The 13,879-nt window shown below is 65.2% G+C and carries 13 protein-coding genes; 7 read left to right on the top strand and 6 right to left on the bottom strand.

The window, feature by feature from the left end; translation table 11 throughout:
• Positions 1-13 precede the first annotated feature (13 nt).
• Entirely contained in the window at positions 14-544 is a 531-nt protein-coding gene (locus I6F16_RS33565; protein ID WP_225114551.1) for a hypothetical protein, read from the top strand.
• Between the two features lie 189 nt (positions 545-733).
• Here I6F16_RS33565 and I6F16_RS33560 read toward each other — a convergent pair whose 3' ends face one another.
• Both I6F16_RS33560 and I6F16_RS33555 read right to left on the bottom strand, forming a co-directional pair.
• Entirely contained in the window at positions 734-1,321 is a 588-nt protein-coding gene (locus tag I6F16_RS33560) for a DUF4337 domain-containing protein (RefSeq protein ID WP_036008765.1), read from the bottom strand.
• An 85-nt stretch (positions 1,322-1,406) separates the two neighbouring features.
• The gene (locus tag I6F16_RS33555) at positions 1,407-2,372 is read right to left on the bottom strand and encodes a tyrosine recombinase XerC (protein ID WP_225174309.1); all 966 of its coding nucleotides are present in this window, start codon (positions 2,370-2,372) and stop codon (positions 1,407-1,409) included.
• A gap of 113 nt (positions 2,373-2,485) precedes the next feature.
• Here I6F16_RS33555 and I6F16_RS33550 point away from each other — a divergent pair, with 113 nt between their 5' ends.
• Positions 2,486-4,690 (top strand): primosomal protein N', encoded by a 2,205-nt coding sequence (locus I6F16_RS33550; protein ID WP_225174308.1) that lies wholly within the window; start codon positions 2,486-2,488, stop codon positions 4,688-4,690.
• 226 nt (positions 4,691-4,916) lie between these two features.
• Here I6F16_RS33550 and I6F16_RS33545 read toward each other — a convergent pair whose 3' ends face one another.
• Positions 4,917-5,414 carry a septal ring lytic transglycosylase RlpA family protein gene (locus I6F16_RS33545; protein WP_225145392.1) on the bottom strand — a complete coding sequence of 166 codons (498 nt, stop codon included), beginning with the start codon at positions 5,412-5,414 and terminating at the stop codon, positions 4,917-4,919.
• Positions 5,415-6,072: 658 nt separating this feature from the next.
• Here I6F16_RS33545 and I6F16_RS33540 point away from each other — a divergent pair.
• The 5 genes from I6F16_RS33540 (at position 6,073) to I6F16_RS33520 (ending at position 11,176) form a co-directional block, all read left to right on the top strand.
• Positions 6,073-6,633, top strand: coding sequence for a F0F1 ATP synthase subunit delta (locus I6F16_RS33540; RefSeq protein ID WP_109141817.1), 561 nt, complete (start codon positions 6,073-6,075; stop codon positions 6,631-6,633).
• Entirely contained in the window at positions 6,633-8,162 is a 1,530-nt protein-coding gene (atpA, locus tag I6F16_RS33535; protein ID WP_057026554.1) for a F0F1 ATP synthase subunit alpha, read from the top strand. Before I6F16_RS33540 ends, atpA begins: the two co-directional genes overlap by 1 nt.
• A 170-nt stretch (positions 8,163-8,332) precedes the next feature.
• Positions 8,333-9,205: a F0F1 ATP synthase subunit gamma gene (locus I6F16_RS33530; protein ID WP_036024640.1), complete on the top strand. Its 873-nt coding sequence runs from the start codon at positions 8,333-8,335 to the stop codon at positions 9,203-9,205.
• Between the two features lie 34 nt (positions 9,206-9,239).
• The gene (gene atpD / locus I6F16_RS33525; protein WP_036008750.1) at positions 9,240-10,682 is read left to right on the top strand and encodes a F0F1 ATP synthase subunit beta; all 1,443 of its coding nucleotides are present in this window, start codon (positions 9,240-9,242) and stop codon (positions 10,680-10,682) included.
• 86 nt (positions 10,683-10,768) lie between these two features.
• On the top strand, positions 10,769-11,176 hold the full coding sequence (locus tag I6F16_RS33520; RefSeq protein WP_036008748.1) for a F0F1 ATP synthase subunit epsilon: 408 nt from the start codon (positions 10,769-10,771) through the stop codon (positions 11,174-11,176).
• 169 nt (positions 11,177-11,345) lie between these two features.
• On the opposite strand, the gene I6F16_RS33515 is transcribed toward I6F16_RS33520, so the two are convergent.
• The 3 genes from I6F16_RS33515 to I6F16_RS33505 form a co-directional block, all read right to left on the bottom strand.
• Positions 11,346-11,846 (bottom strand): RNA pyrophosphohydrolase, encoded by a 501-nt coding sequence (locus I6F16_RS33515; RefSeq protein WP_225114555.1) that lies wholly within the window; start codon positions 11,844-11,846, stop codon positions 11,346-11,348.
• A gap of 197 nt (positions 11,847-12,043) precedes the next feature.
• Positions 12,044-12,550 carry an RNA pyrophosphohydrolase gene (locus tag I6F16_RS33510; RefSeq protein ID WP_036024645.1) on the bottom strand — a complete coding sequence of 169 codons (507 nt, stop codon included), beginning with the start codon at positions 12,548-12,550 and terminating at the stop codon, positions 12,044-12,046.
• Between the two features lie 75 nt (positions 12,551-12,625).
• Positions 12,626-13,846, bottom strand: coding sequence for a divergent polysaccharide deacetylase family protein (locus tag I6F16_RS33505; protein ID WP_225174307.1), 1,221 nt, complete (start codon positions 13,844-13,846; stop codon positions 12,626-12,628).
• Between the last annotated feature and the right edge of the window lie 33 nt (positions 13,847-13,879).

Below are 13,879 nucleotides of genomic sequence, written 5' to 3'. Positions count from 1 at the left end.
GGGCGGGAAACACATGCTGCGCCGCCTTCTTCAACCGGTCTGGGTCCTGCTTGCGATCATCTTCCTGATCGAAGCCTGGCTGTGGGATCATCTCGAGCCGATCGTCGCCAGGATCGTCGCAGCCATCCCGCTGGCGCGCTTCAAGCATTGGCTGACGGAGCGCGTCGATGCGCTCTCGCCGGCCATGACGCTGCTCGTGTTTGCGGTGCCCGTCGTCCCGCTGTTTCCGCTCAAGCTGGTCGGGCTGTGGCTGCTCGCGCATGAATACTGGACCGGCGCATTCTTCACGATCGTGTTCGGAAAGCTCGTCGGCGTCGGCGTCACCGCCTTCGTGTTCGACGTCACGCGCGCCAAGCTGCTGGAGATGCGCTGGTTCGAGCGGATCTACGCCCTGGTGCTGAGGGTGCGCGCCAAGGCCGCCGAGCTGGTCGACCCGATCAAGCGCCGCATCCGCGAGCTGATCGCCGGCAACGGCGAGGGCTGGTCCTACCGCACGCTGCGTATGATCCAGCGCTTCAGGAAGAGCGTGCACCAGGCGCGGTGAGCTTCGCCACCACAAGGACGGTCCGTAGCCCGGATGGAGCGCAGCGCAATCCGGGACAGGCGTCCCCGCTCTATCCTCCGTCATTGCGAGCGCAGCGAAGCAATCCAGTATCTTTCCCCGGAGGCAGTCTGGATTGCTTCGTCGCAAGGGCTCCTCGCAATGACGCGGTGAGAACCCGGCCTCAACACCTCAATGCAAATGCAGCAGATGTGGCCACCACAGGCCGAGCGCGGTCATGAACAGGCCGGCGATCGTCAGCGCGCCGCCGACATAGGCGAGCGCGATCATGCCGGTGATGATGGTGGCGGACGCCAGCACGATGCCGATCTGGAAGGCGGCCGAGGCCAGCTCGAAATGGTGGTACTTCGCGGTCGCCTCGTCGCGGGCGTGCTCGGCGTGCTTGGCCTTGTCCGCAAGCTGCTCGGTGCCTTCGCCGGTCTCGGGCTCGGAGCGGTAGCGCTGCGCGGTCTTGGTCCAGTCGTCGATCTGCTTCTGCACGGCGGGCTTCTGCGCCTCGGCCGCGGCGGCCAGTGTCAGCTTGCCCTGTTCCGCCGCGGTCACCACCACGGTGCGGCGGATGCTCTTGGCTTGGAAGAATGCCCAGAGATTGGCGGCCTCGACGTTCTTGCTGATCGATTCGGTCTGGGCACCCTTGCCGAGCGTCTCCGAGATCGCCAGGAACAGCGCCAGCACGGCGATCAGAAGAGCGATCTTCTTGTTCGAGCCGGACGCGTGTTCGGCGTGCTCGGCATGCTCCATGCTTTCATGTGCGCCCATATAATGTCCCTCCTGTGCCGGTTCCCACGATTTGACCGAACCGTGGGCGCTGTGCAAGAGGCACGCGAGCTATGACGAGAGTGTGTCAGCGCCGCGGATGGGCGCTGGCATACACCTCGAGCAGCCGCTCGGAATCGATGCCGGTATAGACCTGCGTCGTCGAGAGCGAGGAATGGCCGAGCAATTCCTGGATGGCGCGCAGATCGCCGCCGCGCGAGAGCAGATGCGTGGCGAAGGAATGCCGCAGCGCGTGCGGCGTGGCGCTGTCGGGCAGCCCGAGCGCGCCGCGCAGCCGCTCCATCGCGAGCTGGATGATGCGCGGGCTCAAGGGGCCGCCGCGCGCGCCGACGAAGATCGGTCCTTCCGCCGGCAGCGGATAGGGGCACATCGCAAGATATTCCTGCACCAGCGCGAGCACGTTCTGCAGCACCGGCACCATGCGGGTCTTGTTGCCTTTGCCTGTCACGACCAGCACGTCGCCTTCGCCGGGCTTCGGCACCTCGCGGCGCTTGAGACCCAGCGCCTCGGAGATGCGCAGGCCCGAGCCATAGAGCAGCGCCATCACCGCGGCGTCGCGTGCAAGGATCCAGGTCTCGCGCTCCTCGCCGGCGCGCTCGTCGGCATCGGCCAGACGTTTGGCCGAGGCCATCGGCAGCGGCTTCGGCAGGCTCTTGGCGACCTTCGGCGCGCGGATCGCCGACAATGCACCGACCTTGCCCTTGCCCTCACGCTCCAGAAAACGTCCGAACGAGCGCAGGCCCGCCAGGGCGCGCATCAGGCTGCGGCCGGCGATGTCGTCGGCGCGGCGCATCGCCATGAAGGCGCGCACGTCGGTGGCTTCCAGCGCTGCAAACCGCTCCAGCGTCACCCGCTCGCCCCAATGGGCACAGAGGAAATCCAGGCATTGCCGCAGATCGCGGCCGTAGGCCTCCAGCGTCTTCGGCGACAGCCGCCGCTCGGCGCCGAGATGCGCCAGCCAGCGCGCCATCTCCTGCGCGATCGAGGGATCGGCGCTGGCGAGCTCGATGTGTGGGGCGACCGCTTTGCTCATGCGCTCTGGACGTGGTGATTCCGCACAGTATATCGCATCACACTCGTTTATCGTTCGCTAAGGCCGCCGCGCGGCGCTAGCCTCAAGGCCTCAAGGTTCCGATTCCAAAGCTCATGGACCAATCGCCGCGCAACACCACCGCCCCCGCCACCCGCATGGTCGACGTGCTGGTGCCGGTCGCGCTCGACCAGACCTATTCCTACAAGGTGCCGCGCGGCATGGAGCTGAAGGCGGGCGATCTCATCAGTGTGCCGCTCGGTCCGCGCGAGGTGCTGGCCGTGGTCTGGGGCGAGAACGCCAATCCCGACCCGCGCCTGCATAACCGCCTCAAGGAGGTCAGCGAGAAGCTCGACATCCCGCCGCTCAAGCCGGAGCTGCGCTCGGTGGTGGACTGGGTCGCAAACTACACGCTGAGCCCGCGCGGCATGGTGCTGCGCATGTGCCTGCGCATGGGCGAAAATCTCGGTCCGGAGCGGGTGCGTGCCGGCGTGCGCCTGACCGGCGATCCGCCAAAGCGTCTGACACCGGCGCGTCAGCGTGTCATCGCGCTGCTGTCGGACCGGCTGCTGCACGGCAAGTCCGAGACGGCCAAGGAGGCCGGCGTCTCCTCGGGCGTGATCGACGGCCTCGTCGATGAAGGCACGCTCACGGTGGAGCCGATGCCGCCGCCGCCACCGCCGCCGGCACCCGATCCGGAATTCGGCCGGCCGGATTTTTCGCCGCTGCAGCGTGCCGGTGTGGATGCGATGCGCGCACTCGCGGCCAATGGCACCTTCCATGTCGCGCTGCTCGATGGCGTCACCGGCTCGGGCAAGACCGAGGTCTATTTCGAAGCGGTCGCCGAGGTGATCCGCCGCGGCAAGCAGGCGCTGATCCTGATGCCGGAGATCGCGCTGACCGGCCAGTTCCTCGATCGCTTCGCGCAGCGTTTTGGCGTGCGGCCGATCGAATGGCATTCCGAGCTCACCCCGCGCACCCGCGCGCGCAATTGGGCCGCGATCTCCGAAGGTTCGGCGCCGGTCGTGGTCGGCGCGCGTTCGGCGCTGTTTCTCCCTTACGCCAATCTTGGCCTCATCGTCGTCGATGAGGAGCACGATCAGGCCTACAAGCAGGACGACGGCGTGCATTACCACGCCCGCGACATGGCGGTGGTGCGCGGGCATATCGCAAAAATCCCGGTCGTGCTGGCCTCCGCGACGCCGTCGGTCGAATCCGAGGTCAATGCGCGCAAGAGCCGCTATAAGCGCATCGCGCTGCCCTCGCGCTTCGGCGGCCAGCACATGCCGCATATCGAGGCCATCGATTTGCGCCGCGAGCCGCCCGCGCGCGGCCGCTTCATCTCGCCGCGGCTTGCCGGCGAGATCAGAACCGCGATCGAGCGGCGCGAGCAGGCGCTGTTGTTCCTCAACCGCCGCGGCTATGCGCCGCTGACGCTGTGCCGTGCCTGCGGCCATCGCTTCGCCTGCACCATCTGCGATGCCTGGCTGGTCGATCATCGTTTCCGCCAGCGCCTCGTCTGCCATCATTGCGGCTTCTCGATGCCGCGCCCGCATGTCTGCCCGAACTGTTCGGCCGAGGAATCGCTGGTCGCGGTTGGCCCCGGCGTGGAGCGCCTGCAGGAGGAGGCGGCCGCGTTGTTCCCGCAAGCGCGCACCATGGTGCTGTCGAGCGATCTCATCACCTCGATCGAGACGATGCGAAGCGAGCTCGCCGAGATCGCGGAGGGCCGCGTCGACATCATCATCGGCACGCAGCTCGTGGCCAAAGGGCACAACTTCCCGCGGCTCAATCTGGTCGGCGTCGTCGATGCCGATCTTGGCCTTTCCAACGGCGATCCGCGTGCGGCCGAGCGTACCTGGCAATTGCTCAACCAGGTGATCGGCCGCGCCGGGCGCGAGCAGGGCCGCGGCGTCGGCTATCTCCAGACCCATCAGCCCGACCATCCCGTGATGCGGGCGCTGATCGCCTGCGACCGCGAGGCCTTCTACGACAGCGAGATCGAGCTGCGCGAAAAGACGCTCTATCCGCCGTTCGGCCGGCTCGCCAGCCTCATCATCTCTGCCGGCGATCGCCCGGGCGCCGAAGGCTTCGGCCGCAAGCTCGTCGCGCTGGCGCCGCGCGACGAGCGCGTCGTCGTGCTCGGCCCGGCCGAAGCCCCGCTCGCCGTCATCAAGGGCCGCTACCGCTTCCGCATCCTGGTGAAATCGGCGCGCGGTTTCGACCTGTCGGACTACTTACGCAACTGGCTCGCGGTCTGCCCGAAGCCGACAGGCAATCTGAAGCTGGAAGTCGACGTCGATCCGCAGAGCTTTTTGTAGGGCCACCGCAGCCATACCCTCTACTGTCATTCCGGGGCGCGCGTAGCGCGAGCCCGGAATCCATCGGGCGGCAGAGTTTGTGGATGAATGGATTCCGGGTTCGCGCTCCGCGCGCCCCGGAATGACAAAACAAAAAAAGCCCGCGGTCCCCCAAGACCGCGGGCTTGTTTCACGTGCGCAGCAAACTGATGAAAACTGCGCGCTCGATCAGGCGCGGATCGCGCCTTTAGGAGACGACTTCCGCGGTGACGCGGCCAACGCCGCGACTGGTGAGGCCAATGGCGCGGGCGGCACCCGTGGAGAGGTCGAGCACACGCCCGCGAATGAACGGGCCGCGGTCGTTGATGGTGACGATGACGCTCTGGCTGCCATGGGTGACGCGCAGCTTGGTGCCGAAGGGCAGCGAACGGTGCGCCGCGGTCATGGCGTTCTGGTTGAAGCGCTGGCCCGAGGCGGTCTTGCTGCCGGACTCATTGCCGTAAAAGGACGCGATGCCGGAGAAGCTGCGGCCCGTGCCGGAGGTCGGCGTCATCGACGCATTGGCATTGCGCCAATCGGAGGTCGCGTTGGCCTCGGTCTGGGCGTGGTGGCGGTGGTGATGCCGGTGATGCCGGGATTTGGCGGAAGCTTCGGTGGCAGTTCCACCGACGAGGAGAGTTGCGGCGACGAAAGCAATCGCCGTACGCGGCCGGGTCGCAAAGCCCAGCGTCTTCAAAGACAGCATTTAATGGTCCCTAAGCTAGTATTGCCACATGTGTGGCAAGTGGAGCCCCCATCAGTTTGTGAGCGATTCGGCGTTTCGATTCCCAATGAGGCGTGAATTGGGCAGTAAATCCGCTATGTGTCGTCTTGAAATATCTTGTTACCGTCGCGTGATATTCAGCCGATGTTCCGTAATCTTCGCCTTTAACGATTTATTAACCTCTATATTACTTGCGAATACTGTAAAGCGAAGTCATCGCCCCTAGCGTTTAGAATTCGATAAGTATTCGGCGGGTGGAACCGGTGGGAACGGATTCACGTCCCAGCGATCCGTGTTCATGGCCGCTATGCGCTGGGGGCAGGAACCAATGGAAGGTGTCGCGGCACGGCCGGCGCTGAATTCCGTGACGTGGCAGGTCGCCGCCTCGGTCGGCCCTCCCCCGCGCAATGTGTTGCGAGGCTGCGACGAACTGGCGACAGAACTTCATGCCTTTAGTTTGGCGTCATGTTGCACCTGCGCACCTGCTATGTTAGCAAAGCCGCGATTTTAACGAGCCCGGCACCTCCCGTGCTGGTCGGAAATCGAAGTCCCGCTTGAATTCCAAGGGCTTGGATCGCTAGGCGCCGCTTCGTGGCGACGGTTTTTCCCTTGCGAGTTTGACAGCAAAAAGAGCGCGTCTGTGGCTGCAGAAGATACGTCCGTTTCAGGTGTGTCCGGCCGTTATGCAACGGCCTTGTTCGAGCTGGCCCGCGACCAGAACGTGGTCGACGAGGTCAAAGCCGATCTTGATAAATTCGATGCCTTGCTGAACGAAAGCGCTGATCTCAAGCGCCTCGTCCGCAGCCCGGTGTTCGCCGCCGACGCCCAGTCCAAGGCCCTTTCGGCCGTGCTGGACAAGGCGGGTATCGCCGGCATCACCGCCAACTTTCTGAAAGTGCTGACCGCCAACCGCCGCCTGTTCGCGGTGGCCGACGTCAGCCGCGCCTACCGCGCCCTCGTGGCCCGGTTCAAGGGCGAGACGACGGCTGACGTCACGGTGGCGGAGGCGCTCTCTGACAAGAATCTCGATGCCCTCAAGGTTGCCCTGAAGTCGGTGACCGGCAAGGACGTCGCGCTGAACGTGAAAGTCGATCCCTCGATCATCGGTGGCCTCGTCGTCAAGCTGGGCAGCCGCATGGTGGATGGTTCGCTTCGCACCAAACTCAATTCGATCAAGCACGCGATGAAAGAGGCAGGCTGATGGACATCCGCGCCGCGGAAATTTCCGCGATCCTCAAGGACCAGATCAAGAATTTCGGCCAGGAAGCTGAAGTCTCCGAAGTCGGACAGGTGCTGTCCGTCGGCGACGGTATCGCCCGCGTCTACGGTCTGGACAACGTCCAGGCCGGTGAAATGGTCGAGTTCGAGAACGGCACCCGCGGCATGGCGCTGAACCTCGAAACCGACAACGTCGGTGTCGTTATTTTCGGTGCCGACCGCGAGATCAAGGAAGGCCAGACCGTCAAGCGCACCCGCGCCATCGTGGACGCGCCGGTCGGCAAGGGCCTGCTTGGCCGCGTGGTCGACGCGCTCGGCAACCCCATCGACGGCAAGGGCCCGATCCAGGCCGACAAGCGCATGCGCGTCGACGTCAAGGCGCCCGGCATCATTCCGCGCAAATCGGTGAACGAGCCGATGGCGACCGGCCTCAAGGCCATCGACGCCCTGATCCCGATCGGCCGCGGCCAGCGCGAGCTGATCATCGGCGACCGCCAGACCGGCAAGACCGCGATCGCGCTCGACACCATCCTGAACCAGAAGCCGCTCAACGCGCAGCCGGACGAGAACATCAAGCTGTACTGCGTCTACGTCGCGGTCGGCCAGAAGCGTTCGACCGTCGCCCAGTTCGTGAAGGTGCTGGAAGAGCAGGGCGCGCTCGAATACTCGATCGTCGTCGCCGCCACCGCCTCCGATCCGGCGCCGATGCAGTACATCGCGCCCTTTACTGGCTGCACCATGGGCGAGTACTTCCGCGACAACGGCATGCACGCGGTCATCATCTATGACGATCTGTCCAAGCAGGCCGTCGCCTACCGTCAGATGTCGCTGCTGCTGCGCCGCCCGCCGGGCCGCGAAGCCTATCCCGGCGACGTGTTCTATCTGCACTCCCGCCTGCTCGAGCGCGCGGCGAAGCTGAACAAGGACATGGGCTCGGGCTCGCTGACGGCGCTGCCTGTCATCGAAACCCAGGCCAACGACGTGTCGGCTTACATCCCGACCAACGTCATCTCGATCACCGACGGCCAGATCTTCCTGGAAACCGACCTGTTCTTCCAGGGCATCCGTCCTGCCGTGAACGTCGGTCTGTCGGTGTCGCGCGTCGGTTCGTCGGCGCAGACCAAGGCCACCAAGAAGGTCGCCGGCAAGATCAAGGGCGAGCTCGCGCAGTACCGCGAAATGGCGGCGTTCGCGCAGTTCGGCTCCGACCTCGACGCCTCGACCCAGCGCCTGCTCAACCGCGGCTCGCGCCTCACCGAGCTGCTCAAGCAGCCGCAGTTCTCGCCGCTGAAGATGGAAGAGCAGGTCTGCGTGATCTGGGCCGGCACCAACGGCTATCTCGATCCGCTCCCGCTCAACAAGGTGCGCGCGTTCGAGGACGGCCTGCTGTCGCTGCTGCGCGGCAAGCACGCCGACATCCTCAACGCGATTCGCGACAGCCGCGATCTCTCCGACGATACCGCTGCCAAGCTGAAGTCGGTGGTCGAGGGCTTCGCGAAGTCTTTCTCATAAGAAGGCTGTCATGGCCGGGCCAAAGCGCGAAGCGCGTCTTCGCAACTGAAGTCCCGGCCATCCACGTCTTGTGCGTGGAAGACGGAGAACGTGGATGCCCGGGACACGCCCGGGCATGACGAAAGGATAGGGTCGCGGTCGAGCCGCAGGCTGATCGCTGGGGACGAAGAATGGCGTCACTTAAAGACATGCGCGTCCGCATCGCCTCCACCAAGGCGACGCAAAAGATCACCAAGGCCATGCAGATGGTCGCGGCCTCCAAGCTGCGCCGCGCGCAGACCGCCGCGGAAGCGGCGCGTCCCTATGCCGACAAGATGAGCGCGGTGATCTCCAACATCGCCAGCGCCGCGGTCGGCTCGCCCGGCGCACCGGTGCTGCTGGCCGGCACCGGCCGGGACCAGGTTCATCTGCTGCTGGTCTGCACCGGCGAGCGCGGCCTGTCCGGCGCCTTCAACTCCTCGATCGTGCGTCTCGCCCGCGAGCGCGCTCTGGCGCTGATCGCGCAGGGCAAGGAAGTGAAGTTCTTCTGCGTCGGCCGCAAGGGTTACGAGCAGCTCCGCCGCCAGTTCGACAAGCAGATCGTCGAGCACATGGACCTGCGCAGCGTCCGCCAGCTCGGTTTCGTCAACGCCGAGGAGATCGCCAAGAAGGTTCTGGCGCGGTTCGACAACGGCGAGTTCGACGTCTGCACGCTGTTCTACTCGCAATTCAAGTCGGTGATCGCGCAGATCCCGACCGCCCAGCAGGTCATCCCGCTGGTCATCGAGGAGGGCGGTGCCGCCAACACGACGTCGTACGAATACGAGCCGGAAGAGGACGAGATCCTCACGCGCCTGTTGCCGCGCAATCTCGCCGTGCAGATCTTCCGCGCCCTGCTCGAGAACAACGCCTCGTTCTACGGTGCGCAGATGTCGGCGATGGACAACGCCACCCGCAACGCCGGGGAAATGATCCGCAAGCAGACGCTGGTCTACAACCGCACGCGTCAGGCTCAGATCACCAAGGAACTCATCGAAATCATCTCCGGCGCAGAAGCAGTCTGACCGGACACGAAATTCGGATTGAAGGAGACAGTAAATGGCTACAGCAGCCACACAGATCGGTCGCGTTACCCAGGTCATGGGCGCCGTCGTCGACGTGCAGTTCGAAGGCCACCTGCCGGCCATTCTCAACTCGCTCGAAACCAAGAACGGCAACAACCGCCTGGTGCTGGAAGTCGCGCAGCATCTCGGCGAGTCGACCGTCCGCACCATCGCGATGGACGCCACCGAAGGTCTGGTGCGCGGCCAGGAAGTGACCGACACCGGTCAGCCGATCTCGGTTCCCGTAGGTGACGGTACGTTGGGCCGCATCATGAACGTCATCGGCGAGCCGATCGACGAGGCCGGCCCGATCAAGTCGGAAGGCACCCGCGCCATCCACCAGGAAGCGCCGACCTACACCGACCAGTCGACTGAAGCCGAAATTCTCGTCACCGGCATCAAGGTCGTCGATCTGCTCGCTCCGTATGCGAAGGGCGGCAAGATCGGCCTGTTCGGCGGCGCCGGCGTCGGCAAGACCGTGCTGATTCAGGAGCTGATCAACAACGTCGCGAAGGCGCACGGCGGTTACTCCGTGTTCGCCGGCGTCGGCGAACGCACCCGCGAGGGCAACGACCTCTATCACGAGTTCATCGAGTCCAAGGTCAACGCCGACCCGCACAATCCGGATCCGAGCGTGAAGTCGAAGTGCGCGCTGGTGTTTGGTCAGATGAACGAGCCGCCGGGCGCCCGCGCCCGCGTCGGTCTGACCGGTCTGACCGTCGCCGAGCACTTCCGCGACCAGGGCCAGGACGTGCTGTTCTTCGTCGACAACATCTTCCGCTTCACGCAAGCGGGTTCGGAAGTGTCGGCGCTGCTCGGCCGTATTCCTTCGGCGGTGGGTTATCAGCCGACGCTCGCGACCGACATGGGCGCGCTGCAGGAGCGCATCACCACCACGCAAAAGGGCTCGATCACCTCGGTGCAGGCCATCTACGTGCCGGCCGACGACTTGACCGACCCGGCGCCCGCGACCTCGTTCGCGCACTTGGACGCTACCACGGTGCTGTCGCGCGCGATCTCGGAAAAGGGCATCTATCCGGCGGTGGACCCGCTCGACTCGACCTCGCGCATGCTCTCGCCGCTGGTCGTCGGCGAGGAGCACTACACCGTCGCCCGTCAGGTCCAGCAGGTGCTGCAGCGCTACAAGTCGCTCCAGGACATCATCGCCATTCTCGGCATGGACGAGCTTTCGGAAGAGGACAAGCTGACGGTGGCCCGCGCCCGCAAGATCGAGCGCTTCCTGTCGCAGCCGTTCCACGTCGCCGAAATCTTCACGGGTTCGCCGGGCAAGTTCGTGGACCTCGCCGACACCATCAAGGGCTTCAAGGGCCTGGTGGAAGGCAAGTACGATCACCTGCCGGAAGCTGCCTTCTACATGGTCGGCACCATCGAAGAAGCCGTCGAGAAAGGCAAGAAGCTGGCGGCGGAAGCCGCCTAAGAGGCGAATGGCGAATGGGGAGTGGCGAATAGAAGCTGCTCCCGTCCGCCACTCGCTATTCGCCACTCGCTACTCGCAGGTTTCCCATGGCCACCTTCCATTTCGATCTCGTCTCTCCGGAAAAGCTCGCCTTCTCGGGTGAGGTCGATCAGGTCGACATCCCCGGCGCCGAGGGTGATTTCGGCGTGCTGGCGGGGCATGCGCCGGTCGTGGCTGCGATCCGGCCCGGCATTCTCACCGTCACCACCGGCGGCCGCCACGAGAAGATCATCGTGCTCGGCGGCCTTGCCGAAGTCTCCGAAAAGGGTCTCACCGTGCTCGCCGACGTCGCGACCTCGCTGGACGAGCTCGACCGTGTCCAGTTCGCCGAGACGATCGCGGAGATGGAAGAGAACTTGAAGGAGCACGAAGGCACCGAGCTCGATCAGGCCATCGAGCGGCTCGACCACTTCAAGAGCATCCAGCATCAGCTCAACGCCACGGCTATGCACTAAGCCCCGGGGCACCGCTCCGGGGCTCGATCTCCAAATTCCTGAACAGTTTCAGCGCTCGTCACGGTCGTGGCGGGCGCTGAAACTTTATTGCGCTATCGCTGGCGCTGTCGCCTATTTTATCGCGGCGCGTCAGTCACTTCGCTACTGTGCATGGGTTGTTTTCGAGAGTTCAGTCGGCGAGGTGCGCAAACTCATGTGCCACCGCGCGGTAGACCTCGCGGCGGAACGGCACCACGAGGTCGGCGACACGGTCGAGGCGCTCCCAGCGCCAGGCGTCGAACTCGGCGGGCTGGCCGTTGCGCGGCGTCAGCGGATCGATCTCGTCGTCCGTGCCGGTGAAGCGCAGCGCGAACCATTTCTGGCGCTGGCCGCGAAATTTCGCCAGCCGGTGCGTCTGCGGTCCGTCGTAAGGCGGGAATTCATAGGTGAACCAGTCGGTCTCGCCGAGATAGTCGGCACTGACGACGTTGGTCTCCTCCCACAGCTCGCGCATCGCCGCATCACGCAGGTTCTCGCCCTCGTCGACGCCGCCCTGCGGCATCTGCCAGTCGAGCCCCGGCAGGATGATCTCGGGTCCGTCACCCTTGAAGCGATGGCCGATCAGCACGCGGCCGTCGGCGTTGAACAGCGCGATGCCGACGTTCGGGCGGTAGGGTTTGTGGGTCGTCACGCGTAACCTTCTCTCGTCATTCCGGGGCGCGCGAAGCGCGAGCTCTGGTGCGCAATTGCGCACCTGAGAATCCATAACCACAGGCCACAATGGGTTGAAAGGCCGTGGCTGCGATCCTTCGCACAGCTTCTGTCTGGGAGTATGGATCCCCGCCTTCGCGGGGATCACGACCGAGCGAGCCGCGACAGGTGATCTGATCACCCCTCCGCCAGCGCAGAAAATTCCTGCACCACGCGCTCATAGACTGGGCGCTTGAACGGGATGATCAACTCAGGGAGATTCTTCATCGACTCCCAGCGCCAGCTCACGAATTCCGCCTTGTGGCCGCCGCCGCCGGGATGCTCGACGTTGATCTCGCTGTCCTTGCCGGTGAAGCGCACCGCGTACCATTTCTGGCGCTGGCCGCGGTAGCGGCCCTTCCAGGCGCGCCCGGCAACGGTGCGCGGAATGTCATAGGTGAGCCAGTCCGGGACCTCGCCGAGCCGCTCGACCGAGCGCACGCTGGTCTCCTCGTAGAGCTCGCGCTTGGCCGCTTCCCAGGTGTCCTCGCCGGGATCGACCCCGCCCTGCGGCATCTGCCAGACATGGGTGTCGTCGACATGCTCGATGCCGCCGGCGCGGCGGCCGATGAACACCAGTCCCTTTGGATTGATCAGCATCACGCCGACGCAGGTCCGGTAGGGCAGATCCTCGTAACGCGCCATTCCGCCAGACCTCTTGCCTGCTTCTTGGGAAGGCATGCCGGCCCCGCGAGACCCGCGCCGAACCAATTCGTTGATTTAGCTGGATTTTGATTTCAGCATCGCGGTTGTCAATGGCACCAAAAGGATACCTCGGTCGCCCAATGTCTTGGTCCAGGCGCTGATGCGCTCGATCGAGACGGGCAGGGCGGAGGCCGTGCCGACGGCGATGCCGCGCTCGCGCGCCGCCGATTCCAGCTTGTTGAGGGCGCGGTCGATTTCGGTCGCCGTCGGCACCGCGTCGATGGCGATATCGCCCTTGCCGAACGGCACGGCCTGGTTCGCCGCGGCCTGGGGCGCGATGCTGCGGGGCGAGGAGCCGTCGTCGAAGAAGCCGAGCCCGCGCTTGGCCGCCTCGCGGATGATCGGCTGCATCGCCGGCTCCGTGGCGACGAAGCGGGCGCCCATGAAATTGGTGAGGCCGGCATAGCCCTGCATCCGGCTGAGGTGCCAGTACAGGCGGTCCATGTTCTGGTCGGGGCTGAGCGAGGTCAGCAGCGTCTGCGGCCCCGGATCGTTGTCGGGGAAGTCGTAGGGCTCCATCGGGATCTGGAGGAAGATCTCGTGGCGCTGCGCCCGCGCTCGCTCGGCGAGCTTGCCGGGGTCGGAGCCGTAGGGCGTGAAGGCCAGCGTCACCGCCGGCGGCAGCTTCATGATGGCGTCCAGGGTCTTGGCGGCGCCGACGCCGAGGCCGCCGATCACGATCGCGACCACCGGCATCTTGGCGGCCTTGGCGCGATCGGCGTCCGCCGCATAGACGTTGAACGGCCTCAGCCCGTCGGCGACCACCGGGATCATGCCGTAGCGCGATTTCTCCAGCAGCTTCGGATTGATCCCGGTCATGACGGGCGGCGGGGCGGATGCAGCCTCGCCCTTGTCGGCGGCATCGCCCCCGCCGATCACCACGTCGCGGCGGGCGCCGGTGGAGCCATCGATCATGGTGATGGTCTTCTGCTCGCCGGGCGCGGCCTGCTTCGGCGTTTCCTTGGTCTCGTGCTTGGTTTCCTGGCCTTGGCCGATGGCAGACTTGTCGTCCGTGGCCTTCTCGGCCGGCCTGAGCTGGTTGATCGCGATCCGGCTCATCGGCTCACCGCCGAGCGGGTCCTTGTTGAAGATGGCGAAGCCGGCAAAGGTAACCAGGAACAGGCCGAGCAGAACAGCGAGCAGCTGCATAGACGTGAACGGCAGCCGCAGCCGCCGTTTGCGGCGCGGCTTATCCTGTCCGAGCGGGGCGCTCAGATCATCGGCCGTTTCAGTCATGCGCGATCCCGAATCACTCCAGCCGACGATACC

It is taken from the genome of Bradyrhizobium sp. IC4060, from assembly GCF_020193715.1.
GTDB lineage: Bacteria > Pseudomonadota > Alphaproteobacteria > Rhizobiales > Xanthobacteraceae > Bradyrhizobium > Bradyrhizobium yuanmingense.
Note: the sequence above shows the minus strand (reverse complement) of the source record. Positions and strands in the feature narration are given on the sequence as shown.

Bases quoted from the DNA above. Each gene is read 5' to 3' on its own strand.
- I6F16_RS33555 (WP_225174309.1), bottom strand. From the start codon at position 2,372: ATGAGCAAAGCGGTCGCCCCACACATCGAGCTCGCCAGCGCCGATCCC.
- I6F16_RS33520 (WP_036008748.1), top strand. From the start codon at position 10,769: ATGGCCACCTTCCATTTCGATCTCGTCTCTCCGGAAAAGCTCGCCTTC.
- I6F16_RS33545 (WP_225145392.1), bottom strand. From the start codon at position 5,414: ATGCTGTCTTTGAAGACGCTGGGCTTTGCGACCCGGCCGCGTACGGCG.
- I6F16_RS33565 (WP_225114551.1), top strand. From the start codon at position 14: ATGCTGCGCCGCCTTCTTCAACCGGTCTGGGTCCTGCTTGCGATCATC.
- I6F16_RS33505 (WP_225174307.1), bottom strand. From the start codon at position 13,846: ATGACTGAAACGGCCGATGATCTGAGCGCCCCGCTCGGACAGGATAAG.
- I6F16_RS33530 (WP_036024640.1), top strand. From the start codon at position 8,333: ATGGCGTCACTTAAAGACATGCGCGTCCGCATCGCCTCCACCAAGGCG.
- I6F16_RS33560 (WP_036008765.1), bottom strand. From the start codon at position 1,321: ATGGGCGCACATGAAAGCATGGAGCATGCCGAGCACGCCGAACACGCG.
- I6F16_RS33510 (WP_036024645.1), bottom strand. From the start codon at position 12,550: ATGGCGCGTTACGAGGATCTGCCCTACCGGACCTGCGTCGGCGTGATG.
- atpA (WP_057026554.1), top strand. From the start codon at position 6,633: ATGGACATCCGCGCCGCGGAAATTTCCGCGATCCTCAAGGACCAGATC.
- I6F16_RS33550 (WP_225174308.1), top strand. From the start codon at position 2,486: ATGGACCAATCGCCGCGCAACACCACCGCCCCCGCCACCCGCATGGTC.
- atpD (WP_036008750.1), top strand. From the start codon at position 9,240: ATGGCTACAGCAGCCACACAGATCGGTCGCGTTACCCAGGTCATGGGC.